The organism is Bradyrhizobium sp. OAE829, from assembly GCF_040546575.1.
Lineage (GTDB): Bacteria > Pseudomonadota > Alphaproteobacteria > Rhizobiales > Xanthobacteraceae > Bradyrhizobium.
Genome location: NZ_JBEPOE010000001.1, coordinates 2,781,964 through 2,805,177, shown reverse-complemented (window position 1 = coordinate 2,805,177; position 23,214 = coordinate 2,781,964). Strand labels below are relative to the sequence as shown.

The following is a 23,214-nucleotide window of genomic DNA, read 5'->3' as shown; positions in this document are numbered from 1 at the left end:
CAGTCCCTGTTCTTGGTTATTATCGGGGCAAGACGCTACAGCATGATCCGGAAAAGTGCGAAGCGGTTTTCCGAAAAAGATCATGCTCAAACAAAGAGCGCTTTAGCGCCTGGCGGGGGGCGCGGCAAACTTGCTGTTGTTGATGGACTGGCTGAGATCGATCAGCATTTTCCGGGCTTCTTTCAGCGCCGTGTCGGACTTCTTGTCGAAGCTTACGATCAGTTCGCGCATCGAAATCACGGTCGGCAACAGGTCGCCGCCATATTTGTCGCTGCCGAGCCCGCCGAGGAAATCCTTGGTCTTGGTCAGCGCTCCGTCGACCGCGTTGATGCCGTCATCGGCGGTGCCGATGATGTTGCTGATCCGCTCGCCACTGCCGGACAGCGAGGCGGTGAACGTTTCGAAATTGCGCAGCGTGTCTTTTACGGCGACTTCATTGTCGGCGATGATCTTGTCGACGTTGCGCAGCGCCACGCGGATTCGTTCCTGCATGTCCAGCAGTCCTTCCGGATCCGCGGTCAGTTCGGGAATGCCGTCGGCGCCGAGCGGCGGCGGATCGACCGTGCCGCCGGTAAAGGAGATCGCGGCGATGCCGGTCAGGCCCTGGAATTCGAGGCCGACCTGGGTGTCCCGGCGCACCGGGGTGTTGCCGTCGATCATGGTGAGCACAACGACGCGGCGCGGGTGGTCCAGTTGCATCGACACCACTTCGCCGACCCGCACGCCTGCGAAATTCACGCTGCCGCCCTGGCGCAGGCCGGAGGCGGAGCCCTCGAAGATCACCCGGAACGGCGTCTTCTGCTTGTTGCCAGCGAATTTCTGATAGCCAAGGAACGAGCCGAGCGACCCGGCGATCAACGCCAGGGTCAAGGTCCCGATCATCAGATTGCTGGCGCGCGCCATCAGCGAAATCCTGCGAAGCAGGCCCAGTAGATAGCGGATTTGCCGCTGCAAGTCACCGCAACCGGGCTGTCCAAAACTAGCTGGGCTGCTTTCGCGACGCCACAAAAACACCGGTCAGGACCAGCGCAAACCCTAAGAAGTGGAACGGCTGCGGGTGCTCGCCGAGGAAGGCGATCGACATCACGGTTCCGAACACCGGCACCACGTGAAAGAAGGGGGCGGCGCGGTTGGCGCCGATCAGCTGCACGCCGCGATTGAAGCACAGATAGGCCAGCGTCGAGGGAAACAGCGCGACATAAAACAGCGTCAGCAGGTTGGCGGTGTCGATCCGCATCAGGGGCCGTGCGAACAGTTCCCAGATGAACAGCGGGATCAGGCACGCTGCACCCGCGCCGAAGGTGAAGGCGACGAACGACAGGCCATGGATGGCCGGGCGTTTCAGCGACAGCACCGAATAAAGCCCGAAGATCGCCAGCGCCACGGTGAAGATGAGGTCGCCTTTGTTGAACTCGATGTTCTTGAGCGTGGTGAGATCGCCGTGCAGCAGGATCACCAGCACGCCGGCCAGCGACAGCAGAACCCCGCCGGCCTGGGCCAGCGTCAGCCGCACGCCGAACAGGACCAGCGACCACACTGCGACGATCAGCGGCCCGGCCGACTGCAGCAGCAGCGTGTTGAGCGCCTGGGTGTGTTCGAGCGCCCAGTATTGCAGGGTGTTGAAGGCGCCGATGCCGGCGATCGACAGAAAGATCATGATGCCGAGGTGGCCGCGGATCGCGGCCCAGTCGCGCACCAGATGTTTCCAGGCAAAGGGAAGGATGATGAGGAAGGCGAACGACCAGCGCAGGAACGACAGCGTCACCGGTGGGATATGCCCGGCGGCGAGGCGGCCGACGATGGCGTTGCCGGCCCAGCACAGCGCGGTGATGCTGAGCAACAAATAAGGCTGGTTGGCGATCCAGGTCGCGGGCTGGGCGGGCGCGTTGGGTTCGGAAGCAGACATTCGCAAAGACAAGGCCCGGTTCATGACGCCGCGGCCCGCCCGGCGATGCAAGCCGGGCCGGAGAAGGTCGCCCGGCCTGTGTCACAGACACCGATTTGCCGCGCTCATCAATGGGGCAGATGCATCGCGACCATGCGCGGAGGGAGATGTGCGGGCGTTCCGGTTAACCCGCCTGGTCGGGGCCCGCGGCCTGACGCTTGACGATCTGCTCGGCGAGCTGGATCAGCATCCGCTTGGTATTGTTGTCCTGCACTTCGCGGAACACGCGCAGCAAACGCAATTCGAGCAGCGCCTGCATCGTATCGGAATTGGCGATACCGGCTTGCGGCTTTTGCGGCTTGGTCGACGGCGACAGGCCCTCGAACAGATCGTGGGAGACGCCGAGCGCGTCCGCCACCTGCATCAGGCGGCCGGCACTAACGCGGCCCGACCCGTTGTTGGCCATCGGCGTCGGCTGGCCGGAGGCTCCGAGTACTTCCGCAAGATCGTTCTGCGAAAGCCCGAGCGCGAGCCATCGCGCCTTCACCAGTTGATCGATTTGCCCGTCGGTCGACTTGCTCATTTGTCTCGCTCAGCCAATCTTTGACCGTGATTCTTTCATGAAACCAGCGAACAGATTCACCAGCGGCTCGCCCTTGTAGGTTTTCTGCAAATCGTCGGGATGGACAAACTCATCCCGAAACCACGGATATTTGCGGCCGTCGAACGCCTGGATGGTCCAGTCGATCAATTGCTTGACGCGTGGAATGCGCTTCGCATCGGGATGATAGGTGAGCCAGATATCGAGCGGAAACTGGACACCGAGATCGAGCGGGATCAAGGGCCCGGCGATCGCCGGTATGTAGGTCGGCAACCAGCCGATGCCGGCGCCTTTGGAGACAGCCCAGACATGCGCGCTGGAGACGTTGTTGCGCATCGCGACAAAGCCGAGCTGTTCGCGTGCGGCATGCCGTTCGTACATCTCCTTGCCTTTGGTCTGTTCTGATTCCTGAATCACCATGCGATGGTTTTGCTGCAGGTCGTTCAGATCTGTCGGCATGCCGTAGATTTCGACATAGGACGGACTGACGAACGGCATGATGTGAAGCCGGCCGATCTTGACCCGCTTCAGGTTGGGATTGGCGGGCTCCTCGAGTTGCACCGCGACATCGGCTTCGAGCCGGAGCACGTCCGCCGATCGCATCTCGCATTTCAGATCGACCAGCAGTCCGGAATAGACCCGCTGGAATTCGACCAGCCGGGGCGCCAGCCAGAACGTGCCGAGCCCCTCGGTGACGGCAAGCCGGACCTCGCCGGTGAGCGCCGGCGTCGCCCGGCTTAGCGCGCGGTCGAGCCCGAAGGACGCCTCTTCCATCCGTTTGGCGGCGTCCAGAACCGCCTCGCCTTCCGGCGTCAGCCTGATGCCGTCGACGTGGCGGGTCATCAGGGGCGTCTTGTAGGTATTCTCCAGGACTGAAATGCGCTTGCTGAGGAAATTGGCGGACATGTTCAGCTCCGCAGCTGCGGCGCGGAAGCTTCCGGTTCTGGCGACCGCCAGGAAAATCCGGACGAGATCCCAGTTCGCCATTCGTCCCGGCATGTGCGCGCCGCTGTGCGCGCCCCTGCGCTCACCTGAGTGCATACAAATCGCCTCGTTTATCGCCTTCTAATTTAAGGGAACCATATTTCTATTCTTGGCAGAAAACTCAGCCTTACACAATCAAGAGACGATCAATGAACGCGCTCGACATCGATCTGATCAGAAAATCCGCCCGCGAGCACGCTCGCGCCAGCCGCTCGGTTCCCGCCAGCCGGTCTACGGCCCATTCTCTCGAGAGAATGACCAATCTTCAAGTGGCCAGACGCACGGTGATTTTCACCGTCGGGGCCGCCGGCATCGCCTCGCTGGTTGACAGGGCCCGCGCCGACATACCGGGATTAACCAAGAACGAAATCCTCCAGGCGGCGGCACGCCACAACCCCGATATTTTCTGGGCCATCGCGCGAAGCGACCGGTTCGACATCGAAGACCCCAAGGGCGAGGGCTTCCTTGCGGTGTTGCCGCTAACCCATGAGGGCATGCGCCGGCTGCTCGACGGCCGGCTCAACACCAAGGATCCCGAGCTGTGCTACGTCGCGCGGCAATCCGAGCGTCCGGCCGGCATCTATGTCTGGGCGATCCATGCCAAGGGTACGCTCGCGGCAGCGATCCCGCTCGTGCTGCAGAAAATCTCCTCGCCGCTCTACCAGGGCGTCAACCTCTATTCGCGTCCCATCACCAAGGGCGGCCTGCGCGTGCTGGAGCCGCTCGGCTTCCAGCCGGGCGCAAGCTACGAGGAATTGTTCGCGCCGCATCTGCAGATGTTCGACCGCTCGAAGGACCTTCCGCGGGTCAAGCCAATGCCGCCCGAGCCGGTCACCGTCGAGGTCGTCCGCTCGATGGACGAGATGGCGCGGGTCATTGCGATCCGCGGCGCGGTCTACATGGGCGAACAGCATTGCCCGTTTGAAGAGGAATTCGACGGCAACGATTTCTCCGCCACCCATCTGATCTGCCACAAGGATGGTGAGCCGGTCGGCTGCATGCGGATCCGCTACTTTGCCGATTTCGCCAAGCTCGAACGACTGGCCGTCCGCAACGAAAGTCGCAACGCCGGCCTGGCCGGCCAGATCGTGGACACGGCCATCGAGCTGTGCCGGAAGAAGGGCTACCGCGTGCTGTACGCGCATGCGCAGGCCCGGCTGCTCGGCTTCTGGGAGCAACGTGGCTTCAAGCGCTCGCCCGGCCGCAAGTTCGTGTTTTCGGACTTTGACTATGTCGAGGTCAAACTCGAGACCGAAAAGCATCCGCAATGTATCACCCTCAACGATGATCCCTACGTGCTCATTCGTCCCGAAGGCCGCTGGGATAGACCAGGCATCCTCGAGAAATCTACCAGCCGGGGAGTTTGCGAAGCGGCGGATGTCCAATGAGTTCGGTCATTGATCTGCGAACCTATGTCGGCGCCTCGCGTGGCCGCCTGCTGATCATGGTCGACCTGCAGGAGAAAAACTACGCCGCATTGGCCAGGGACAACGCGCGCGACATCCAGCGTTCGATGAACAACTGCATGGCCGCGATCCGGCATGCGCGCGAGTTCGCCATACCGATCGCGTTCACGCGGCAAGCCGAGGGGCGGGGCGATGGCCCGGGCATACTCGAACGCTCGAGCCAGTCGGCCTGGATTTCCGGTCTCGAGCCGCGGCGGTCGGACATGGTGTTCGAGCGCCAGCAGCCGTCCTGCTACAGCAATCATCTGTTCGAAAGCGTGGTCTCGCAGGCCGGAAGCTTCGCCATTGCCGGTCTCGTCGCCGAGGAAACCTGCCTTGCGACGGCGATGGATGCCGCGCGCAGGGAGCACAGCGTCACCTTCCTGAGCGATGCATCCGTGAGCCGGTCGCGGCCCAATACCGATGCCGCCGCCGTGCATGTGCTCGCCACAAGGGCGATCGAACTTTTCGCCGACGTCGCCACCACGGGCCAGTGGCTGGTCGCGACGTCGCAGCGACCTCTCAAAGGGCATCGCTATGGATGAGTTAAGTGCGCGTCGTTTGCGTAATGTGCTTCCGGTGCTGGTAGAGCAGCGCAATTTGCTGGTTTCCGGCGGCGTCTCCTTTGCCGGCCATCTGGTCGATCTTGCGATCATGCAGCTGCGTCTCTCGCTGCACGAGATCTCCGAGGATGAATTATCCGAGTTCTCCAACGTGCTCAGCGGCGAACGCACCGATTGAACCCCTGGAGTATCCGTATGCCCGGACGCAAGTGGATCGTCCTTGCGGTGTTGTTCGCGACGCGTGCGGCCATCGGATTCCAGTTTCAATCGATCGGGTCGGCGGCCAATCTTCTGATGGCCGATCTCGGCATCGGCTATTCGGAAGTCGGCATGCTGCTCGGCGCCTATATGCTGCCGGGCGTCCTCGTCGCATTCCCGGCCGGATTGCTCGGTAGCCGGGGCCGCGAAAAGACGCTCGGGATCGTCGGCCTGGTGCTGATGGCGGTTTCCGGCCTGGCATTGGTTTATTCCGGTGATCTCGCCTTCGCGCTGGCGGCGCGCACGGTTGGCGGGGTCGGGGGCACGATCGTGGGTCTGGTCGCGACCAAGATGGTGGCGGACTGGTTCGACGCCCGCGAGATGGTGCTGGCGATGTCGATCTTGCAGATGAGCTGGCCGTTCGGCGCCATGATTGCGCTGCCGATCCAGACCTGGATCGCCCATTCGCTCGGCTGGCAGGCGGTGATGGCGTCGGGGGCGATCTGTTCGGTGGCGGCGCTGCTGGCGTTTGCGATGATTCCGCGCGCGGCGCAGTCAATTCAGGCGGAGGCCGCCGGCCCCGGACGGCTGCCGCGCGCGGCGCTGATCCCGGTGGTGATATCGGGCGCCATCTGGGGCGCGATGAATCTCGCCTGCGTTCTGTTCTTCAGCTACGCGCCGCTGTTGATGGTGGCGCAGGGATCCTCGCCGACGGTTGCGGCGTCGCTGACGAGCCTTTCGATCTGGTTCACCATCATTGCCATTCCGGCCGGCGGCTATCTCGTGCACCGCGCCGGCCGGCCGATCACCGCAATCATCGCCTGCAGCTTGATCGCAGCCTGTGCGCTGATGCTGTTCGTGGAGAATTTTCATCCGACGATCGCATGCCTGATCTTTGGCGTCGCGATCGGTCCGATGTCGGGCGCGATCCTGTCGATGCCTGCCAGGGTGCTCGAGCCGGCCGATCGGTCGATGGGATTCGGCCTGTTCTATACCTGCTTCTACGTCCTGATGGCGGCCGGACCCACCGTCGCCGGAAGCCTGCAGGACGCCTGGGGATCGCCGTCGGCGGCGCTGGTCGCCAGCGCCGCGCTGCTGGCATCGATGGTGCCGCTGGTCCTGCTGTTCCTGGCCGTCGCGAAGCGCTGTGATTTCGCGCAGCCGAGCCCCGAAGCAAAACTGCGCGCGGTGTCTTGAACCCTCACGCCGTCAGCGCCGGCGCGATCGCGCCGAGCGCCTGCATCGCGTCATCAGGATCGAGCTCGACCTGCAATCCGCGCTGCCCGCCATTGAGGAACACGGTCGCGTGGCCGAGCGCTGTGGCCTCGATCGCGACCGGCACGCGCTTCTTCTGCCCGAACGGCGAGATGCCGCCGACATGATAGCCGGTGAGTCGCTCGGCATCCGCCGGGCGCATCATCTTCGCGGCCTTGCCGCCGAACGCAGAGGCGAGCTTCTTCATGCTGACTTCGCCGTCCGACGGCACCACGACGCAGACCGGCTTGCCGTCGACCTCGGCCATCAGCGTCTTCAGCATCCGGGAGGGCTCGACGCCGAGCGCCTCGGCCGCCTGCAGGCCGATGCTGTCGGCGGTGGAATCATAGACATAGCTGTGCAGCACAAACTTCACGCCGAGCTTTTCCAGCGCCTTTGTCGCAGGAGTGGTTTTAGACATTTGCCAGATTACTCCGCGTTCATGTCGCCGCCTTGGCGCCGCCACAAATTTTTGGGGGATATCAAAGGGTTGTCCTCCTTTTTGACGACCCCCGAAGCTTGCTTCTTGCTTGCCTAGACGGGCTGCTTCCTTTATCCGGTTGGGCTGCCTCGCATGCGAACGGCCTTAAGGCCGTGATTTGGGCTGGGCGATCTAAAGCATGATCCGGAAAGTCGGGCAGTAGTTTTCCGGGGAGGTCATGCTGAAACCACGTGAGCCGCAGGGAAAACCTTAGAAATGGCCAATGTTGTCGTCGTCGGCGCCCAATGGGGTGACGAGGGGAAGGGCAAGATCGTCGACTGGTTGTCGGAGCAGGCTGACATCGTCGTGCGCTTCCAGGGCGGCCACAATGCCGGCCACACGCTCGTCATCAATGGCGAGACCTACAAGCTGGCGCTGCTGCCGTCGGGCGTGCTGCGGCCTTCGAAACTGGGCGTCATCGGCAACGGCGTGGTGTTCGATCCGCAGGCCTTTCTCGACGAGGTCACCCGGCTGAGGGGCCAGGGCGTCGCCATCAGCCCGGAAAATCTCCGTATCGCGGAGAACGTCACGCTGATCCTGCCGCTGCACCGCGAACTCGACGCCTTGCGCGAATCATCCAACGCCGGCACCGCGATCGGCACCACCCGCCGCGGCATCGGCCCGGCCTATGAGGACAAGGTCGGCCGCCGCGCCATCCGCCTGATGGACCTCGCCGACCTCGACACCCTGCCGCACAAGATCGACCGCCTGCTGGCGCACCACAACGCGCTGCGCCGCGGCCTCGGGCTGGAGGAGTTTGACGGCCGCGTCATCCTGAAGGACCTCACCGCGCTGGCGCCGCAATTGTTGCCCTACACCGAGACCGTGTGGCGGCTGCTCGATCTCAAGCGCCGCGAGGGCAAGCGCATCCTGTTCGAGGGCGCGCAAGGCGCGCTGCTCGACGTCGACCACGGCACCTACCCCTATGTCACCTCGTCCAACACCGTGGCGGCGCAGGCCGCGACCGGCAGCGGCCTGGGGCCGAGCGCGGTCGGCTATGTGCTCGGCATCTGCAAGGCCTATACGACGAGGGTCGGCCAGGGCCCGTTCCCGACCGAATTGGACAATGAGATCGGCCGCAAGATCGGCGAGCGGGGCCGCGAGTTCGGCACCAATACCGGCCGGCCGCGGCGTTGCGGCTGGTTCGACGCCGTCTTGGTACGACAAGCCGCAAGAACCTGCGGCATCACCGGCCTCGCCTTGACCAAGCTCGATATTCTCGACGGCTTCGACACGATCGAGGTCTGCACCGGCTACATGCTGGACGGCAAGGAAATCGACCATCTGCCGGCCGGCGAGGGTGCCCAGGCCCGGGTGGTGCCGATCTACGAGACCATCGAAGGCTGGAAGGAGCCGACCGCCAATGCCCGTTCCTGGGCGGATCTGCCGGCCCAGGCCATTAAATATGTCCGCCGGGTCGAGGAATTAGTGGGCTGCCCGATCGCGTTGCTTTCCACCAGCCCGGAACGCGAGGATACTATTCTCGTTCAAAACCCGTTCGAGGCTTAACGAGTTGTTACCCATAAGTCCGCATTGTTGAGTCGTTATGGCTGACTACTACCCGCTGATCGCCCGCGCCATTGCCGGACTGGACCCCAGTGCTCCCGGCGAGAGCCGCCGTGCGCTTTATGAGCGGGCCCGCTCGGCGCTGATCGCGCAGCTGCGCAGCGTGCAGCCGCCGCTGAGCGAATCGGAAATCACCCGGGAGCGGCTGTCGCTGGAAGAGGCCGTCCGCAAGGTCGAGTCCGAGGCCGCCCAGCGCGCCCGCGACGCCTCGCGGCCCGGCGGCGCCGGGGCTTCGCGCGGCGGCGACGCCTTCCGCCGCGCCAATGCGCGCCCGCCTGAATCCGGCGCGCCTGCAGCTAACCCGCCCCGTCCGCGCCCGGCAGCCCCGCCGCCCGCGCGCGAGGGCCGTCCGCCGTCTGGTGACGGCGAACAGCAACGCGCGCCGCGCAACCTGCGGCCCGATTTGCCGCCACCGCCGCCCCGTCCGCCGCAACTGCCGGCGCAGGAGCCGCCGCTGCCGCCGACCCGTGAACGGTCAGGCGCGGCGCGCCGCGGCCCCGACAATTCAGCGCCGCAGATGCCGCAGCCGCCGGGCATGCGCGGCTTCCGCGACATCGCCGCCGACGCCGACGATCTCGGCCGCGCCGCCGCCCAGGCCAACCGCTCGGCGCGCAAGACCTACGCCAACGTGCCCTCGCCCTCGCCGGAGTTCGACCGGCTCGAGCCGAGCATGGAGAACCGCGGCGCCGATCCGGAAGCGCCGTATTCCTATGAGGAGTCGCTCGAGGAGGCCGACCGCTATTCGCCGCAGGCTTCCCCGATGCAGCCGCCGCCGCAGCGTTCGCGGCTGTCGCAGGATCGCGACCGCGAGCCGAAAAAGCCACGCCGGGTCGGCGCGGCTTTCCCGTTCAAGAGCGCGATCGCGGTCGGCATCGTGCTTGTCGTGATCGGCGCTGCGATGGTCGGGGGCAAGTCCGCCATCAACGTGGTGAGCAGCCTGTTCAAATCCTCGCCCGTCGTCGAAGCGCCGAAGGATCCGTCAGCGCCGCAGTCGAAGCCGAAGATCCCCGATCGCGTCGGCCAGCCGTCGTCGGACCAGGTAGCGCCGGTGGCGCAGCGCGTGGTGCTATATGACGAGGACCCGTCCGATCCCAAGGGCAAGCAATATGTCGGCTCGGTGATCTGGCGTACCGAACCGATCAAGGGGAGCGGCAGCCAGAAGCCCGATATCAGCGTGCGCGCCGACATCGAAATTCCCGACCGCAAGTTCAAGATGACGATGTCGTTCCGCCGCAACACCGACACCTCGCTCCCCGCAAGCCACACCGCGGAGCTCACCTTCATCCTGCCGCAGGATTTCTCCGGCGGCGGCGTCGGCAACGTGCCGGGCATCTTGATGAAATCCAACGAGCAGGCGCGCGGCACGCCGCTGGCGGGGCTCGCGGTGAAGGTCACCGACGGCTTCTTCCTGGTCGGCCTCTCCAACGTCGACGCCGACCGCGCCCGCAATCTGCAGCTCCTGAAGGAGCGTTCCTGGTTCGACGTGCCGCTGGTCTACGTCAACCAGCGCCGCGCCATCATCGCGATCGAAAAGGGCGCGCCGGGCGAGCGGGCGTTCAACGAGGCGTTCGCGGCCTGGGGCGAATAGCGGGCGGCGGCGGATTGTTTCGCAACGCTTCCGTCAAGCCTGTCGAATTTTCCGCAAGTTCGTCGTAAGACTGAGACCGCATCTGATCCGGCGATTGGAAGAGGACGGTCCATGAAACGCTATCTGATCTTCGGAGCCATCGGCCCGTTCGTCGGCGGGTTGCTGATGCTGTTCGCGATCACGATGGCTTCCGGCTACTGGGCCCAGACCGATTGGAAGGAGGTCGGGAAATTCTTCGGCACTTTCGCCAAGACGCTGCAATACAGCTATCTGTTCGGCGTCGTGCCGGCGCTGATGATCGGCGCCATCGACGACATCCTTTATCACGTGCGGCGGATTCCCTGGTGGGTGCGGTTATGCATCGTGGGCGCGATCGGGTTCACGGTCACGGAACTGCTCTATGGCTCGCGCGGCCCGGACACCGGCGTGACGCAGTTCATCCTCTACGGGCTGGTCGGCGGCGTGCCCGCGGTGCTGTCGTCGTGGTTGGCGCACAAATATGCCGACGAACAGACGCCGGTGCATTCGACGTAAAATCGCGACAATTTGGCGCGACGGCTGCGCCCGGCGTAGCCTTGGCGATGTGTCCGCCGGAGCTCAACGAGCGAAGGCGGAAGCCGGGGCAGATCAATTTTGATTGTCAGAAATCGTGTCAAGCCAGCACACCCCGTGCGCAATTGCGCACTAGGCCGGGACGACATTGCTGTTTGAAATTGAATCTGAATTCCACGTCATTGCCTGCGACAAACGCGAAGCGTTTGCGCAAGGGAGCGAAGCGACGAAGCAATCCATTCTTGCTTTGCGGCCCGATGGATTGCTTCGCGGAGCCTGTCATCGGGCGCGCGTTCGCGCGACCCGGTGGCTCGCAATGACGGAAGTGGGTTCCTGCGCGGTTGGGACGGACTTCGACGGCCGCACGGGTGCTGACTCAGCAAGTTCAGCGATAATTTGACGCAACTTGCGCACGCCTTTTGCGTTACCATCTGATGGCCATGACAAACGACGATATTTTTGTGCCGAACCGCGCCCGCGCCGAACGTCCCTCACCGGGGCGCGCGAAGGGCCGTGGGCCTGTGATCGACCAGGAGGGGCGCGAAATCCCCGACCCCAGCCTGCGCGGGCAGTTCGAGGGTTTCCGGATCGACTTCGGGAATTCCAGCGCCAACCCGTTCGGCAATCTCACCCGCGAGCAGCGGTTGGCGCGGCTGGAAGCGCTGTCGAAACTGCTCGACGTCGCCTTCATCGTGCCGGGCACCAATATCCGCTACGGCATCGACGGGCTGATCGGGCTGATCCCTGTCGTCGGCGACATCATCACGACAGCGATCTCGCTGTGGGTGGTGCGCGAGGCGCGCGCGCTCGGCGCGCCCTGGTACATCACGACGCGGATGCTGGGCAATGTCGCGCTCGATGGCGTGGTCGGCCTGGTGCCGATCGCGGGTGACGCCTTCGATGTCATGTTCCGCGCCAACGTCCGCAACGTGCGGATGCTCAAGCGCTGGCTCGACAAGCAGCCGCGATAATCATCTTCACACGCCGCGAAAAAATGCCCCCGGACATCGTCCGAGGGCAGACAAGCTCGAAAGCTTACTGTTACGCAGCGTCGGCGTTGGTTTCGGTCGCTGCGGGCGCACGGGGGCGGCGCGTCAGCGGGAAGGCCTCGCTCTCATAGAGCGTGCGGATGCCGCTCTGGTCGAAGCGTGCTTCCTCCACCTGCAGATAGGCGCCGTTCAGCGAGTCCGCCGGCAACTCCTCGATCGCGAAGCGAACCGCTTCGGCCGCGGTGCCAAAACGCCGATATGCAAAGCCAGCCCGCTTCTTCTTGCGGATCGCGGCAGGAAACAGTTCGGCAGCGGTATCGTAGCTGAATGGACGCATGGTTTGTGACCTCAATCTTTTTGGCTCGTTCGTCGAGCGAGTGGGGATTGGATGACGGTGGGCCGCTATCCCGGGCGGCGCGCCGTGCACGTCATTTCGACCCCCAATATAAGCCTGTTTGACAGAAATGCGACTCCTGATCCGCAGATCGGGGGTGATGATGAATTCGCGCATGGCTGGCTTTGGGCCCGTTTCGGACCGAAATAAGTCCTGTTATTTCAATGGGCTACGAACCCTAAAGTTTGCCGAGCAGCACCAGGATGAGCAGCACGATCAGGATCACCCCGACAAGCCCCATGCCGGAATGGCCGAGACCATAGCCATAGCCGCCAAAACGGCCGGAGAAGCCGCCCAACAGGAAAATAATCAGGATGATGATCAGTATCGTGCCAAGCGACATGGCAGCCTCCTGAAAGCGTGGCCGGCGTCAGGTGAAAACGCCCCGCGGCCCGGAGCAAAGCATACTCCAGGCCGCGAGTCCTCGCTCCGCCGAAAAGGGGAAATTGTCATTCCGGGGCGCGAAGCGAACCCGGAATCTCGAGATCCCCCGGTGCGCAATTGCGCACCTGAGGTCTGGTGCTAACGCACCATCCCGGGATGACGCGCTTAGCGCGTCATTTCTTCGTCTCGTCGATCGGCAGCACCTTCAGCGGCGTCGCATAGGGCTCGACGCGCAGCGAGTCCGTGGCGAGCAGGCCGATCTTGTGCAGCGGCGCCTGTTCGAGGTCGCCCGAGGCGGACTTGTGCACGGCGTAGCGCCAGACGCTCATCGAGCCCTTGGCGACCAGCATCTTGGCGATGCCGCCGGCGTTCTTGCCGTCCATCTGCGCCAGGTCGTCCTCGGCGATGCCGATGACGATTTCATCTTTCGCGGTAATGACCTTGAACAAGGAAACCTTGTCGGCGGCAAAAGCGGGCTGGATCACAACGCTCTCCATGATGAGGGTGGCTGCGCCGAGACCGAGCAGCAGACGTTTCGATATTTGCATTAAACCTTCCTTGATTTGCGCGCCGGGCAAACCGGAGAAGCACCCCTGAAAAATGAAAAACCCCGCGCGACCAGCTCTTGGTCGCACGGGGCAGGAAATGAGTTCGAATGTTAGGTGCGATTATTATCCATCTGTCGTCATTGCCGGGCATAGCCGTCCGAAGCACGGCGTCGCTTCCGCTCGCCTATGCCCGGCAATCCATCATCTTGAGAGAAGTCGATGGATGCCCGGGTCAAGCCCGGGCATGACGAGTGAGGGACAACAGCCGCCGCAGCTATTTCGGCTGCAGTTTCAGCGCGGCCGAATTGATGCAGTAGCGTAGGCCGGTCGGGCCGGGGCCGTCTTCGAAGACGTGGCCGAGATGGCCATTGCATTTCGAGCACAAAACCTCGGTGCGGATCATGCCGTGGCTGACGTCGCGTTCCTCGTCGACATGGCTGTCGACGGCGGGTGCGGTGAAGCTTGGCCAGCCGCAGCCGGAATCGAACTTGGCGTCGGATTCGAACAGTGTCTGCCCGCAGCCGGCGCAGGTATAGGTGCCCTTGCGGTGCTCATGCTCGTATTCGCCGGAGAACGGCCGCTCGGTCGCCTTTTCGCGCAGCACCGCATACTGCATCGGCGTCAGCTCGCGGCGCCACTCGGCCTCGCTCTTCTCGACCTTGGTCTTGGTGTCGGACATGGAGTCTCCTTTTCATTTAATCGTCATTGCGAGGAGCGAAGCGACGAAGCAGTCCATACTTGCGGTGCCGCTATGGATTGCTTCGCTTCGCTCGCAATGACGGGAACTAGCTCCTCAGTTGCTGGCCTTCGCACTGCTCACCAGCGTCGGCTTGTCGAGGTAGTCGCTCGCAAAGATCTTCTTGAGGTTATGGACCTTTGGGATGTCGTTGAAGGCAATATAGGGCTGGTTCGGGTGCAGCGTCATGTAGTCCTGGTGATAGGCCTCCGCCGCATAAAACGCCTCCAGCGGACCGACCTTGGTCACGATCGGCTTCTTGTAGACCTTGGCGGCGTTGAGCTGGGCGATATAGGCCTCCGCGACCTTTTTCTGCTCGTCGCTGGTGGTGAAGATCTCCGAGCGATATTGCGTGCCGGTGTCCGGGCCCTGGCGGTTCAGCTGGGTCGGATCGTGCACGACCGAGAAGAAGATCTGCAGGATCTTGCCGTAGCTGATCTTGTTCGGGTCGTATTTTACCTCGACCACTTCCGCATGCGCCGTGGTTCCCATCGAGACCAGATTGTAGTCGGCGCTCGCCTTGGTGCCGCCGGCGTAACCGGATACGGCGTTGACCACGCCCGCGGTGTGCTGGAACACGCCCTGGACGCCCCAGAAGCAACCGCCGGCAAGGACCGCGGTCTGGAGGCCGCTGGCCGGCTGCACGTCGGCGGCGGGCGGGGGAATGATCACGGCTTCTTCCGCGGCGTGCGAGGAGGTGACGGCGAACGCGGCAATGGCGAGCGCGCCGATGGCGGCGGCGCAGCGCGAAAGGCGGCTGGATCGGCGAGGGGACATGGTTTCCTCTTGGGGCTGTTGGAAGGCAGTTTAGAGCGGGAGCCGCGTTTCGCAATCGGCGCAGCTCCCTCCGATACGCCGAGATACGGGCCCAGGCTCATTTTGTTACGGCCGGCGACACACGAGTTCGTGAATAAAACCGCGCCGGCGCAACACGTTAGGCGCGATGTTTGGCCACGCTTGACCGGACCTCGCACAGCTTCCCAAAATGAACCGCCGGCAGCATCCGGCGACCAAAAGTCATGCGCCGGAGCGTTTCACTGATGTTGCGCACCTTTTTCCTGGTCATCGTCACGCTTGTCGCCGCCGGCTCCGCGCGGGCGGCGGGCGAAATCGACACCTGCCGGAATAAGGATGCGGAACCGGTCGCAAGACTGGCCGCCTGCGAGACCGTCATTGCCGACAACAAAATGCCTGCCAAAGCCAGGGCGGGCGCTCTCGCCGTTCGCGGCGAGGCGCTGATCAAGAAGCGCGACTATGACGGCGGGATCGCTGCCTATACCACGGCGATCGATCTGGTTCCCGATAACGCCGGATACATCAACATGCGCGGCCTCGCCTATAGCAGCAAGGGCGAGGACGAACGGGCCCTGGCCGACTACGCGCAGAGCTCGAAACTGCAGCCGAATTTCTCGAGCCCCTACAACAACCGCGCGCTTATTTTCATGCGTCAGGGCGACCTGCAGCGCGCCCTCGCCGAACTCGATTCCGCCGTCAGGCTCGCGAACAACGACGCCAGCCGCTACAATCACCGCTTCAACCGGGGGCGCGTGCAGACGTACCGCAAGCAATACGATGCGGCGCTCGCCGATTTCGCAGAGGCGAAAAAGATCAATCCCGATGCCCCGCAGGTCGCGGCCTACCGTTGCATCACCTACACAGAGATCAGGAAGTTCGACGAAGCGATCGCGGATTGCAACGTGGCGTTGGTCCACACGCCGAATTCGGTCTATGCGATGACCAGCCGCGGCAATGTCTATCTGGCAAAGGGCGACCTCGACGCTGCGCTGAAGGATTACAACGAGGCGCTCAAGATCAACCCGAACAATATCCGCGCCCATGCCAACCGCGGCAAGGTGTTCGAAAAGCGCGGCGACCTCGCCGGCGCGCGCGGCGAATACCGTGCGGCGAGCGCGGCCCTGACCAAGTTCGATGATATCGATACCGCCATTGCGCGCCGCTTCGCCAAGGAGCGCCTGGCGGCGCTGACGACCGCAGCTCCCGCATCATCAGGTCCGCGCAAGGTCGCCTTGATCGTCGGCAACAGCGCCTACAAGAACGTGCAGCCGCTCGCCAATCCGGCGCGCGACGCCAAACTGATCGCGTCCACGCTTCGCGACCTCGGCTTTGCGACCGTGACGCTGGCGCCGGACCTCACCCGCGACAAGTTTTTCGCGGCCCTGCATGAGTTCGGCACGCAAGCCGAGAAGGCCGATTGGGCGGTGGTCTATTATGCCGGTCACGGCATGGAGATCGGCGGCGTCAACTATCTGATCCCGACCGACGCCAAGCTCGCCGCCGACCGCGATGCGGAGACGCAGGCGGTGGCGCTCGAGCAATTAATCGCCGCGGTTTCCGGCGCGCGCAAGCTGCGGCTGGTGATACTAGATGCCTGCCGCGACAATCCGTTCGAAAAGAACATGCAGCGGACCATTGCGCTGAAGCTGGTCAACAAGGGCTTTTCCAACATCGAGCCGGAGGCCGGCTTCATGGTGGTCTATGCCGCCAAGCACGGCGAGACCGCGCTCGACGGCGATTCCGTCAACAGCCCGTTCGCAACCGTGCTGGCGCGTGAACTCAAGACGCCGAAGGTCGAGGTACGGAAACTGTTCGACATCGTCCGCGACGACGTCTGGACGATGACCAAGCGCGCACAACAGCCCTTCACCTACGGCTCGCCGCCGGGCAGGGAAGATTTTTATTTCGTCGCGGAGAAGTAAGTCTCGCCGTCATGGCCTGCGACAAACGCGAAGCGTTTGCGCAAGTGAGCGCAGCGACGAAGCAATCCACATCTTCCGCGCTGCTGGTCCGGTCAGAGCCGTAGATGCCGCTTTGTTGCCTCACCATCTCGAAGCGGGTGCGCGTCTGAAAACATTTTCTCTGATGTTTGGAGCGTCAGATTTTGACTTCACGCCAGGTTGCTGCGGCCGCGAAAGCTAGAATGATAACAAGGATGTAACAGTTTTTGCCTTCATTCTTCCTTTGTCACAGGCCCGATCCAACTTCACGCATTTGCAATCTTTGATTGTAGTGATAGGCTCTTACCTTTAGGCCCGGGGCGAGCGATGAAGAATTCCTATCAAGCCACAGGTACCAATTCCAAAGCACCATTCACTCTTAAAATTCATCGCGGCGACGGAATGGTGTTGCTCGCGATGAACTGGCGAAGCGGCAAGCCACCGCGCGATTTCGTCGGTTTTGCAATCGAATACAAGGAACCGAAGTCGGATCAGTCTTGGCCGGTGAGAAATCGCATTGGTTTCCCGGGTCAGCGCAAGAAACCGACCGACCCGACGATTCCGAGCACCAGAGCGCCTTTTCAGAAGTTTCGTTGGGTGCACTTTCCTTTCAATGCGGACAAGCAAGGCGATTTTCATTACCGCATCACGCCCATGTTCATGGATGAGGGTGGGACGTTGAGCCGGGGCGAACCGCAGGAGGCCTCGATCGCGTTGATGCGCGATACCATTCCCGGCAAACTCAATGTCGCTTTCACGCGCGGCTATGTCTCATCGCAAGCCTTTGTCACTAATTTTGCGCCCGATCGCAAACTCGGCACGCTTATTCCCGACAACGCGAAAGATGGGTTGGGCTTCAAACCAACCCATAAAAAGGCCAAGGAAGCCCTTGAGTGGATGGGTTTTGAAGCGCGGAAGTCGATCTTTGAGGTGCTTGATGAGGCAATCGCCGCTAAAGCCGAAGTTCGCGTCATTGCCTATGACTTTAACATGCCCGAAATCTTGACGCGGCTCGAAAAGCTCGGAAAGCGGCTCAGGATCATCATTGATGATTCAAGTGCAAAGGGCGGCGGGCACAAAGCCAAGGATTCGCCCGAGAGTGTCGCCGAGAGGCGCCTACGCAAATCCGCGGGTGCCGCCAACGTCAAACGCCAGCACATGGCCAGTTTGCAGCACCACAAGTCTATCGCGGTTTCCGGCAAGGGCGTGCATAAGGTTGTCTACGGCTCTACCAACATGAGTTGGCGCGGATTCTATGTACAGTCCAACAACGCCGTCATCGTCAGCAGCAAGCCCGCGGTAGATGACTATTTCAAAGTTTTCGAAAGCTACTTTTCGGCCGACAGCGCCGGAGACTTTCGCGATGCCAAGGCGTCTGCGGGCTTTCGCAAACTTGGCATAACCGGACTGGACGCGAAGGTCGGATTTTCGCCGCACTCTGAGGAGAACGGACTGCTGGCGTTGGTCGGCAAAGACGTCGCTAAGGCAAAATCCAGTGTGCTTTTCTCGCTCGCATTTCTCGGGCAAACCAAAAAGGGGCCAATCGGCCCCGCGCTTGGCCGCGCGATCAAGAGCAAGACGGTGTTCACCCTGGGAATAGCCGACGCGCGCGTCAAGGAAGGAAATCTCGGCGTGACGGTCCTGACCCCCGACAATAAGCGGCGCGTGGTTCGTTCATCTGCTCTGACCGGCAATGCGCCGGCCCCCTTCAGCACCGAACCGTCCGGGCTTTCCGGCAGCGGCGGTCAGCACCGCGGCACGCGCATGCATCACAAGTTCGTCGTTCTGGATTTCGATACCGATGACGCGCGAGTATATTTGGGCTCGTACAATTTTTCCGAACCTGCAGACTTCGACAACGGCGAAAATCTGCTGCTGATCAAGGACCGCACGGTTGCGACAAGCTACATGATCGAAGCGTTGCGGCTCTACGACAGCTACCGGTTTCGATCGGCACGGGAAGACCAAAAGGGGAAAGCTACCAAGGTGCTCGAACTCAAGCTGCCGCCCAAAAAGCCTTCCGAGAAGCCGTGGTGGCAGAAAGACTGGGATGATCCCATCGGCAAGCGGGATCGCGAGTTGTTTTCCTGAAGCGCTTTATCCTCCCGGGCGCACTATTGCGGTAGACAGGACTCGGCACTCCAAACCTGCCGTTCTTGCGCTGAAAATGCACCGAGGCGCTCGGCCGGATGGCCTTGGACAGCACTCGCCGCTCCGGACTGGATGGATTGCTTCGCTTCGTTCGCAATGACGGAGAGGGAGCGGGTAAATCCCGTTACACCACCACGCTCAGCCGCTTCGCCGCGCGCGTGATGCCGGTGTAGAGCCAGCGCGCGCGGCTGTCCTGGAAAGCAAAACTTTCGTCGAACAGCACCACGTCGTCCCATTGCGAGCCCTGCGACTTGTGCACGGTCAGCACATAGCCGTAGTCGAACTCGTCATAGGGCTTGCGCTGTTCCCACGGGATGGTCTCGATGGCGCCGCCAAAGCAATCGCCGCGCACCGAGACCTTGGTCACCTTGTGGCCGAAATCCTCATCGGGCGACAGCCGCATGGTGATGATCTTCGATTTCGACTGCGCGCGCGACTTGACCCGCCACAGCCCGCCGTTGAACAGGCCTTTCTTGCGGTTGTTGCGCAGGCAGACCAGCTTGTCGCCGGCGACCGGCAAGGGATCCTCGATGTTCTGCTTCTGCCGCACCCGCATGTTGTAGGCGCGGCGGGTATTGTTGCGCCCGACCAGCACCTGATCGGCCTTCATCACCCGGTCCGGGTCGAGTTCGTTGCGCGACACCACCTCGCTCTCGCCGTGGCGGCCGATTTCGAGTTCGCGGCCCTCGCGGATATCCATCGACATCCGCACGATCGGATCGTCCTGGGCCTGGCGATGCACCTCGGTCAGCATCGCGTCGGGCTCGCTATCGGTGAAGAACCCGCCGCCCTGGATCGGCGGCAGCTGCGCGGGATCGCCGAGCACCAGCAGCGGACAGTCGAACGACATCAGGTCGCGGCCGAGCTCGGCGTCGACCATCGAACACTCGTCGATCACGATCAGTTTTGCCTTCGAGGCCGGCGCGTCGTCCCAGAGCTCAAAACTCGGTTGCTCGACGCCGGATTCACGGGCTCGGTAAATCAGCGAATGGATCGTGGAGGCGTTGTCGCAGCCCTTGTTGCGCATCACCAGCGCGGCCTTGCCGGTGAAGGCCGCGAATTTCACCTCGCCATCGACGCCGTCGGCGATGTGCCGCGCCAGCGTGGTCTTGCCGGTTCCGGCAAAGCCGAACAGCCGGAAAACCGGCGGCGTGCCGTTCTTGCCGGGCTTTGCCTTCATCCAGTCGGCAACGGCTTTCAGCGCGGAATCCTGATGCGGCGTAAACGTGGTCATTTGGTCTCGGCGGAGGGGCGAGCGGGCGGTGATCGGCCGCGACTCAGGCAGACCCTCAAACTAATCATTCGCGCGTTCCATGCAAGCCGGCTTCCGCTGCGCGGAATTGGAGTTTCATGCCCGAGGCTAGACTTGGGCAGCGCGGCGAATACACTGCAACAAAACAACAATCGGGAGCGACGTCATGAAGTTCGGCATCTTTTATGAGCTGCAACTGCCGCGCCCGTGGGAAGAGGGCGATGAGCTCCGGCTCTACCAGAATGCCCTGACGCAGCTCGAAACCGCCGACCGGCTCGGCTATGACCACGCCTGGGTCGTGGAACATCATTTCCTGGAAGAATATTCGCATTCGCCGTCGCCCGAATCGTTCCTCGCCGCCGCGTCCCAGCGCACCAAGAAAATCCGGCTCGGTCACGGCATATTCCAGCTCACCACCAACCATCCCGCCCGCGTCGCCGAACGGGTCGCGGTGCTGGATCTGCTCAGCAACGGACGCTGCGAATTCGGCATGGGCGAGAGCGCCTCGATCACCGAACTGACGCCGTTCGGCCGCGACATGGAAACCAAGCGCGAGGTGTTCGAGGAGGCTGTCGCCGCGATCTTCCCGATGTTCACCAAAGTGGGCACCGAACATCACGGCAAATATTTCGACATCCCCTTGCGCAACGTGGTGCCGAAGCCGGTGCAGAAGCCGCATCCGCCGCTGTGGATGGCGTGCTCGCAATTGCAGACCATCGAACGCGCCGGCGAGAACGGTTTTGGCGCGCTGGGCTTTCAGTTCGTCAGCGCCGAAGCGGCGCATGCCTGGGTGCACGCCTATTACAACGCGATCACCAAGCGGCTGAAGAAACTCGCGGACTACCAGATCAATCCGAACATGGCGCTGGTGTCGTTCTTCATGTGCGCCAAGACCGACGAGGAGGCGCGGGCGCGCGCCGATGGCGCGACCTTCTTCCAGTTCGCGCTGCGCTATTACGGCGCGTCGCAGAACCGGCAGCGCCCCGACCCCGGCACCGTCAACATGTGGGACGAATACAACAAGTGGAAGCGCGAAAACCCGGAGGCGCAGGAAGCGGCCCTTCGTGGCGGCCTGATCGGTTCGCCGGAAACCATCCGCAAGAAGCTGCGTCGGTTCCGTTCCTCGCATATCGACCAGGTGATCCTGCTCAACCAGGCCGGCAAGAACAGCCATGAGCACATCTGCGATTCGCTGGAATTGTTCGCCAAGGAAGTGATGCCGGAATTCCAGCACGATCCCGAGCACGAGGCCTGGAAGGCCGGCGTGATGAGCGGTGCGATCCAGCTCGAGGAAATCGACACCGAGGCGTTCAAGGACCGCTACGGCAAGCTGGCGGTCAGCGTCGCGCCGACGCAGAAGGTCGCGGCAGCGGGATAGCGGGCACGCCGAGGTCGCCTGGGGAAGTCTTGATCAGGAGGCGTCGAACAGCGCGATAGCCCGTTCCCTGACGGCTCCGCCGCTGCCACCCTCATGCGCGATCAGGACGTAGTCCGTGCAGGGCGCTCCCGATTTTGCGGTGGTGAAGCGTCTGCGGACCTTCGCGCCGTGCACAATATTGAAGTATAGCGCCGCGCTCTCATCCTCCAGCTGTCGGAAGCATGAGAGTTCCTCGCGTGCTCCCGCGAGATGCCGGATGGTGTAATGCGGGATCATGTCTGATGCAGCCCAGTACGTTTCGTTGAGTGGCCTTCCGCCGGGAAGTTCAGAATTTAGTGAAAGCCCCAGACGATCATCGCTAGCAGCGCCGCCTGGCAGATGATCGCTGCCGCCATTTTGATTGGATAGATCGTGCTGCGTTGAATCATCGGTCACCTGATGCGCGTGCTCGCTTGGTCGGAAGTATGGGCCGGCACCGGATGCCGGCCCGTTCGTTCGGGTCGATACGTTGGCGTCAGTTCGATCCGGCGGCTGCTGCCGTAAAGCTGCGATCGACGGCCTTGCCGACATCGAGCGTCTTGGAGAGGATGCCGTAGCGGGTGGCGCGGTCGGAGGCTTCCTGTACTTCCTTGACGATGTTGGCATCGATCACGATCGGGCTGGTCTTTTGCGCGGTGTAGGCGCTGAGCAGCACGTCTTCCGGCAGCTTGGTCAGCTCGGAGGTGTTTTTGGCATATTCGGGCAGGTGATCGAGCGACCACAGCCGCGCCTTGTTGAGCCGCTGCACGAGATCCTGCACGGCCGCCCGCTTGGTGGCGATGGCGGAATCGGATGCCACGATGAAGGTGATGGTTGGCGTCAGGCCTTCGCCGTTGGCGACGACGCGGGCCTTATCCTTCAGCGTTGCGTAGGACACGTAGGGTTCCCACACCGCCCATCCGTCGATCGAGCCGGCGACCAGCGCGATCTTGGCATCGACCGGTCCGAGCGGCGCAAAGGTGGCGTCGTCGACCTTGTATCCGGCTTTCTCCAGCGTCGCGTCGATCAGGAACTGGCCCCAGCCGCCGCGCGTTCCCGCCAGCCGCTTGCCCTTCAAATCCGCGGCCGTCTTGATCGGAGAATCCTGTCGAACGAGAATTGCCTGCGTGCTGGCGTCGGATCGCGTGCCGCCGATCGCCTTGATCGGCGCGCCGGTGGCATAGACGGTGAGGAAGGACAGGTCACCGGTATAGCCGACATCGAGCGCGCCGGCGTTCAATGCTTCGAGTATCGGCGCCGCGGCAGGAAATTCCGACCATTCGATCTTGTAGGGAAGATCCTTCGCTAGTCCCGCGATCTCGAGCAGCGAACGGTTGCCGCCCTTCTGGTCGCCGACGCGCAGCGTCACGGTGTCTGCCGCCATGGCCGATGCTGTTATCGCCAGCCCCAGCGCCGCGCCGAACAGCGTGGCGCCAAGTTTGCGGATGCGTAAGCGCGGTGTTGATTCGAGTTTGTTCATGCCTTTGTTCTTTCCGGTGTGATCCGCCGCAT

Annotated in this window: 24 protein-coding genes; 11 read left to right on the top strand and 13 right to left on the bottom strand. The window is 62.8% G+C overall.

Translation table 11 applies throughout. The features are described from left to right. Positions 1-102: 102 nt before the first annotated feature. The 4 genes from ABIE49_RS13640 to ABIE49_RS13625 form a co-directional block, all read right to left on the bottom strand. On the bottom strand, positions 103-903 hold the full coding sequence (locus ABIE49_RS13640; RefSeq protein ID WP_192737586.1) for an MlaD family protein: 801 nt from the start codon (positions 901-903) through the stop codon (positions 103-105). A 76-nt stretch (positions 904-979) separates the two neighbouring features. Next, positions 980-1,906, bottom strand: a complete 927-nt coding sequence (locus ABIE49_RS13635) for a DMT family transporter (protein ID WP_192737585.1) — start codon at positions 1,904-1,906, stop codon at positions 980-982. A 163-nt stretch (positions 1,907-2,069) separates the two neighbouring features. Then, on the bottom strand, positions 2,070-2,468 hold the full coding sequence (locus ABIE49_RS13630; protein WP_192737584.1) for a helix-turn-helix domain-containing protein: 399 nt from the start codon (positions 2,466-2,468) through the stop codon (positions 2,070-2,072). Positions 2,469-2,477: 9 nt separating this feature from the next. Then, positions 2,478-3,485 (bottom strand): LysR family transcriptional regulator, encoded by a 1,008-nt coding sequence (locus ABIE49_RS13625; RefSeq protein WP_354066821.1) that lies wholly within the window; start codon positions 3,483-3,485, stop codon positions 2,478-2,480. Positions 3,486-3,724: 239 nt separating this feature from the next. On the opposite strand from ABIE49_RS13625, the gene ABIE49_RS13620 reads away from it, so the two are divergent. Genes ABIE49_RS13620 through ABIE49_RS13605 form a run of 4 tightly spaced genes read left to right on the top strand, consistent with a single transcriptional unit; the run spans position 3,725 to position 6,873 of the window. Continuing rightward, on the top strand, positions 3,725-4,858 hold the full coding sequence (locus tag ABIE49_RS13620) for a GNAT family N-acetyltransferase (protein WP_354066820.1): 1,134 nt from the start codon (positions 3,725-3,727) through the stop codon (positions 4,856-4,858). Then, complete coding sequence (locus ABIE49_RS13615; protein ID WP_192737582.1) at positions 4,855-5,460, top strand: isochorismatase family protein; 606 nt, start codon at positions 4,855-4,857, stop codon at positions 5,458-5,460. The genes ABIE49_RS13620 and ABIE49_RS13615 overlap by 4 nt, the downstream gene beginning before the upstream one ends. After that, a complete protein-coding gene (locus tag ABIE49_RS13610) occupies positions 5,453-5,656 on the top strand; it encodes a hypothetical protein (protein ID WP_192737581.1) in 204 nt (67 codons plus the stop codon). The genes ABIE49_RS13615 and ABIE49_RS13610 overlap by 8 nt, the downstream gene beginning before the upstream one ends. Before the next feature lie 17 nt (positions 5,657-5,673). Continuing rightward, the gene (locus ABIE49_RS13605; protein ID WP_192737580.1) at positions 5,674-6,873 is read left to right on the top strand and encodes an MFS transporter; all 1,200 of its coding nucleotides are present in this window, start codon (positions 5,674-5,676) and stop codon (positions 6,871-6,873) included. A gap of 4 nt (positions 6,874-6,877) precedes the next feature. Here ABIE49_RS13605 and ybaK read toward each other — a convergent pair whose 3' ends face one another. Then, positions 6,878-7,351 carry a Cys-tRNA(Pro) deacylase gene (gene ybaK / locus ABIE49_RS13600; protein WP_192737579.1) on the bottom strand — a complete coding sequence of 158 codons (474 nt, stop codon included), beginning with the start codon at positions 7,349-7,351 and terminating at the stop codon, positions 6,878-6,880. A gap of 276 nt (positions 7,352-7,627) precedes the next feature. On the opposite strand from ybaK, the gene ABIE49_RS13595 reads away from it, so the two are divergent. The 4 genes from ABIE49_RS13595 (at position 7,628) to ABIE49_RS13580 (ending at position 12,088) form a co-directional block, all read left to right on the top strand. Next, positions 7,628-8,920 (top strand): adenylosuccinate synthase, encoded by a 1,293-nt coding sequence (locus ABIE49_RS13595; protein ID WP_192737578.1) that lies wholly within the window; start codon positions 7,628-7,630, stop codon positions 8,918-8,920. 37 nt (positions 8,921-8,957) lie between these two features. Beyond that, entirely contained in the window at positions 8,958-10,565 is a 1,608-nt protein-coding gene (locus ABIE49_RS13590) for a hypothetical protein (protein ID WP_192737577.1), read from the top strand. A gap of 111 nt (positions 10,566-10,676) precedes the next feature. Further along, entirely contained in the window at positions 10,677-11,099 is a 423-nt protein-coding gene (locus ABIE49_RS13585) for a DUF5413 family protein (RefSeq protein WP_192737576.1), read from the top strand. Between the two features lie 452 nt (positions 11,100-11,551). Beyond that, entirely contained in the window at positions 11,552-12,088 is a 537-nt protein-coding gene (locus ABIE49_RS13580; RefSeq protein ID WP_192737575.1) for a DUF4112 domain-containing protein, read from the top strand. A gap of 70 nt (positions 12,089-12,158) precedes the next feature. Here ABIE49_RS13580 and ABIE49_RS13575 read toward each other — a convergent pair whose 3' ends face one another. From ABIE49_RS13575 to msrA, 5 genes are all read right to left on the bottom strand, one after another. Beyond that, the gene (locus ABIE49_RS13575; protein WP_192737574.1) at positions 12,159-12,443 is read right to left on the bottom strand and encodes a hypothetical protein; all 285 of its coding nucleotides are present in this window, start codon (positions 12,441-12,443) and stop codon (positions 12,159-12,161) included. Between the two features lie 235 nt (positions 12,444-12,678). Further along, positions 12,679-12,843: a DUF3309 family protein gene (locus ABIE49_RS13570; RefSeq protein WP_192737573.1), complete on the bottom strand. Its 165-nt coding sequence runs from the start codon at positions 12,841-12,843 to the stop codon at positions 12,679-12,681. Between the two features lie 214 nt (positions 12,844-13,057). Further along, the gene (locus tag ABIE49_RS13565; RefSeq protein ID WP_354066819.1) at positions 13,058-13,432 is read right to left on the bottom strand and encodes a hypothetical protein; all 375 of its coding nucleotides are present in this window, start codon (positions 13,430-13,432) and stop codon (positions 13,058-13,060) included. A gap of 274 nt (positions 13,433-13,706) precedes the next feature. Then, positions 13,707-14,111, bottom strand: a complete 405-nt coding sequence (msrB, locus tag ABIE49_RS13560) for a peptide-methionine (R)-S-oxide reductase MsrB (RefSeq protein WP_192737572.1) — start codon at positions 14,109-14,111, stop codon at positions 13,707-13,709. Positions 14,112-14,225: 114 nt separating this feature from the next. Next, positions 14,226-14,945, bottom strand: coding sequence for a peptide-methionine (S)-S-oxide reductase MsrA (gene msrA, locus ABIE49_RS13555; RefSeq protein ID WP_192737571.1), 720 nt, complete (start codon positions 14,943-14,945; stop codon positions 14,226-14,228). Between the two features lie 263 nt (positions 14,946-15,208). Between msrA and ABIE49_RS13550 the strand changes: the two genes are divergently transcribed. Further along, entirely contained in the window at positions 15,209-16,885 is a 1,677-nt protein-coding gene (locus tag ABIE49_RS13550) for a caspase family protein (protein WP_192737570.1), read from the top strand. 345 nt (positions 16,886-17,230) lie between these two features. Further along, the gene (locus ABIE49_RS13545; RefSeq protein WP_192737569.1) at positions 17,231-18,994 is read left to right on the top strand and encodes a phospholipase D-like domain-containing protein; all 1,764 of its coding nucleotides are present in this window, start codon (positions 17,231-17,233) and stop codon (positions 18,992-18,994) included. A gap of 184 nt (positions 18,995-19,178) precedes the next feature. On the opposite strand, the gene ABIE49_RS13540 is transcribed toward ABIE49_RS13545, so the two are convergent. Further along, a complete protein-coding gene (locus ABIE49_RS13540; protein WP_192737568.1) occupies positions 19,179-20,288 on the bottom strand; it encodes an ATP-dependent DNA helicase in 1,110 nt (369 codons plus the stop codon). Positions 20,289-20,472: 184 nt separating this feature from the next. Here ABIE49_RS13540 and ABIE49_RS13535 point away from each other — a divergent pair, with 184 nt between their 5' ends. Then, the gene (locus tag ABIE49_RS13535; protein ID WP_192737567.1) at positions 20,473-21,684 is read left to right on the top strand and encodes an LLM class flavin-dependent oxidoreductase; all 1,212 of its coding nucleotides are present in this window, start codon (positions 20,473-20,475) and stop codon (positions 21,682-21,684) included. Between the two features lie 33 nt (positions 21,685-21,717). Here ABIE49_RS13535 and ABIE49_RS13530 read toward each other — a convergent pair whose 3' ends face one another. After that, entirely contained in the window at positions 21,718-22,119 is a 402-nt protein-coding gene (locus ABIE49_RS13530) for a hypothetical protein (protein ID WP_192737566.1), read from the bottom strand. A 79-nt stretch (positions 22,120-22,198) separates the two neighbouring features. After that, positions 22,199-23,182 carry an ABC transporter substrate-binding protein gene (locus ABIE49_RS13525; protein ID WP_192737565.1) on the bottom strand — a complete coding sequence of 328 codons (984 nt, stop codon included), beginning with the start codon at positions 23,180-23,182 and terminating at the stop codon, positions 22,199-22,201. Positions 23,183-23,214: the final 32 nt, after the last annotated feature.

Bases quoted from the DNA above. Each gene is read 5' to 3' on its own strand.
- ABIE49_RS13640 (WP_192737586.1), bottom strand. From the start codon at position 903: ATGGCGCGCGCCAGCAATCTGATGATCGGGACCTTGACCCTGGCGTTG.
- ABIE49_RS13635 (WP_192737585.1), bottom strand. From the start codon at position 1,906: ATGTCTGCTTCCGAACCCAACGCGCCCGCCCAGCCCGCGACCTGGATC.
- ABIE49_RS13630 (WP_192737584.1), bottom strand. From the start codon at position 2,468: ATGAGCAAGTCGACCGACGGGCAAATCGATCAACTGGTGAAGGCGCGA.
- ABIE49_RS13625 (WP_354066821.1), bottom strand. From the start codon at position 3,485: ATGCCGGGACGAATGGCGAACTGGGATCTCGTCCGGATTTTCCTGGCG.
- ABIE49_RS13620 (WP_354066820.1), top strand. From the start codon at position 3,725: ATGACCAATCTTCAAGTGGCCAGACGCACGGTGATTTTCACCGTCGGG.
- ABIE49_RS13615 (WP_192737582.1), top strand. From the start codon at position 4,855: ATGAGTTCGGTCATTGATCTGCGAACCTATGTCGGCGCCTCGCGTGGC.
- ABIE49_RS13610 (WP_192737581.1), top strand. From the start codon at position 5,453: ATGGATGAGTTAAGTGCGCGTCGTTTGCGTAATGTGCTTCCGGTGCTG.
- ABIE49_RS13605 (WP_192737580.1), top strand. From the start codon at position 5,674: ATGCCCGGACGCAAGTGGATCGTCCTTGCGGTGTTGTTCGCGACGCGT.
- ybaK (WP_192737579.1), bottom strand. From the start codon at position 7,351: ATGTCTAAAACCACTCCTGCGACAAAGGCGCTGGAAAAGCTCGGCGTG.
- ABIE49_RS13595 (WP_192737578.1), top strand. From the start codon at position 7,628: ATGGCCAATGTTGTCGTCGTCGGCGCCCAATGGGGTGACGAGGGGAAG.
- ABIE49_RS13590 (WP_192737577.1), top strand. From the start codon at position 8,958: ATGGCTGACTACTACCCGCTGATCGCCCGCGCCATTGCCGGACTGGAC.
- ABIE49_RS13585 (WP_192737576.1), top strand. From the start codon at position 10,677: ATGAAACGCTATCTGATCTTCGGAGCCATCGGCCCGTTCGTCGGCGGG.
- ABIE49_RS13580 (WP_192737575.1), top strand. From the start codon at position 11,552: ATGGCCATGACAAACGACGATATTTTTGTGCCGAACCGCGCCCGCGCC.
- ABIE49_RS13575 (WP_192737574.1), bottom strand. From the start codon at position 12,443: ATGCGTCCATTCAGCTACGATACCGCTGCCGAACTGTTTCCTGCCGCG.
- ABIE49_RS13570 (WP_192737573.1), bottom strand. From the start codon at position 12,843: ATGTCGCTTGGCACGATACTGATCATCATCCTGATTATTTTCCTGTTG.
- ABIE49_RS13565 (WP_354066819.1), bottom strand. From the start codon at position 13,432: ATGCAAATATCGAAACGTCTGCTGCTCGGTCTCGGCGCAGCCACCCTC.
- msrB (WP_192737572.1), bottom strand. From the start codon at position 14,111: ATGTCCGACACCAAGACCAAGGTCGAGAAGAGCGAGGCCGAGTGGCGC.
- msrA (WP_192737571.1), bottom strand. From the start codon at position 14,945: ATGTCCCCTCGCCGATCCAGCCGCCTTTCGCGCTGCGCCGCCGCCATC.
- ABIE49_RS13550 (WP_192737570.1), top strand. From the start codon at position 15,209: ATGTTGCGCACCTTTTTCCTGGTCATCGTCACGCTTGTCGCCGCCGGC.
- ABIE49_RS13545 (WP_192737569.1), top strand. From the start codon at position 17,231: ATGAAGAATTCCTATCAAGCCACAGGTACCAATTCCAAAGCACCATTC.
- ABIE49_RS13540 (WP_192737568.1), bottom strand. From the start codon at position 20,288: ATGACCACGTTTACGCCGCATCAGGATTCCGCGCTGAAAGCCGTTGCC.
- ABIE49_RS13535 (WP_192737567.1), top strand. From the start codon at position 20,473: ATGAAGTTCGGCATCTTTTATGAGCTGCAACTGCCGCGCCCGTGGGAA.
- ABIE49_RS13525 (WP_192737565.1), bottom strand. From the start codon at position 23,182: ATGAACAAACTCGAATCAACACCGCGCTTACGCATCCGCAAACTTGGC.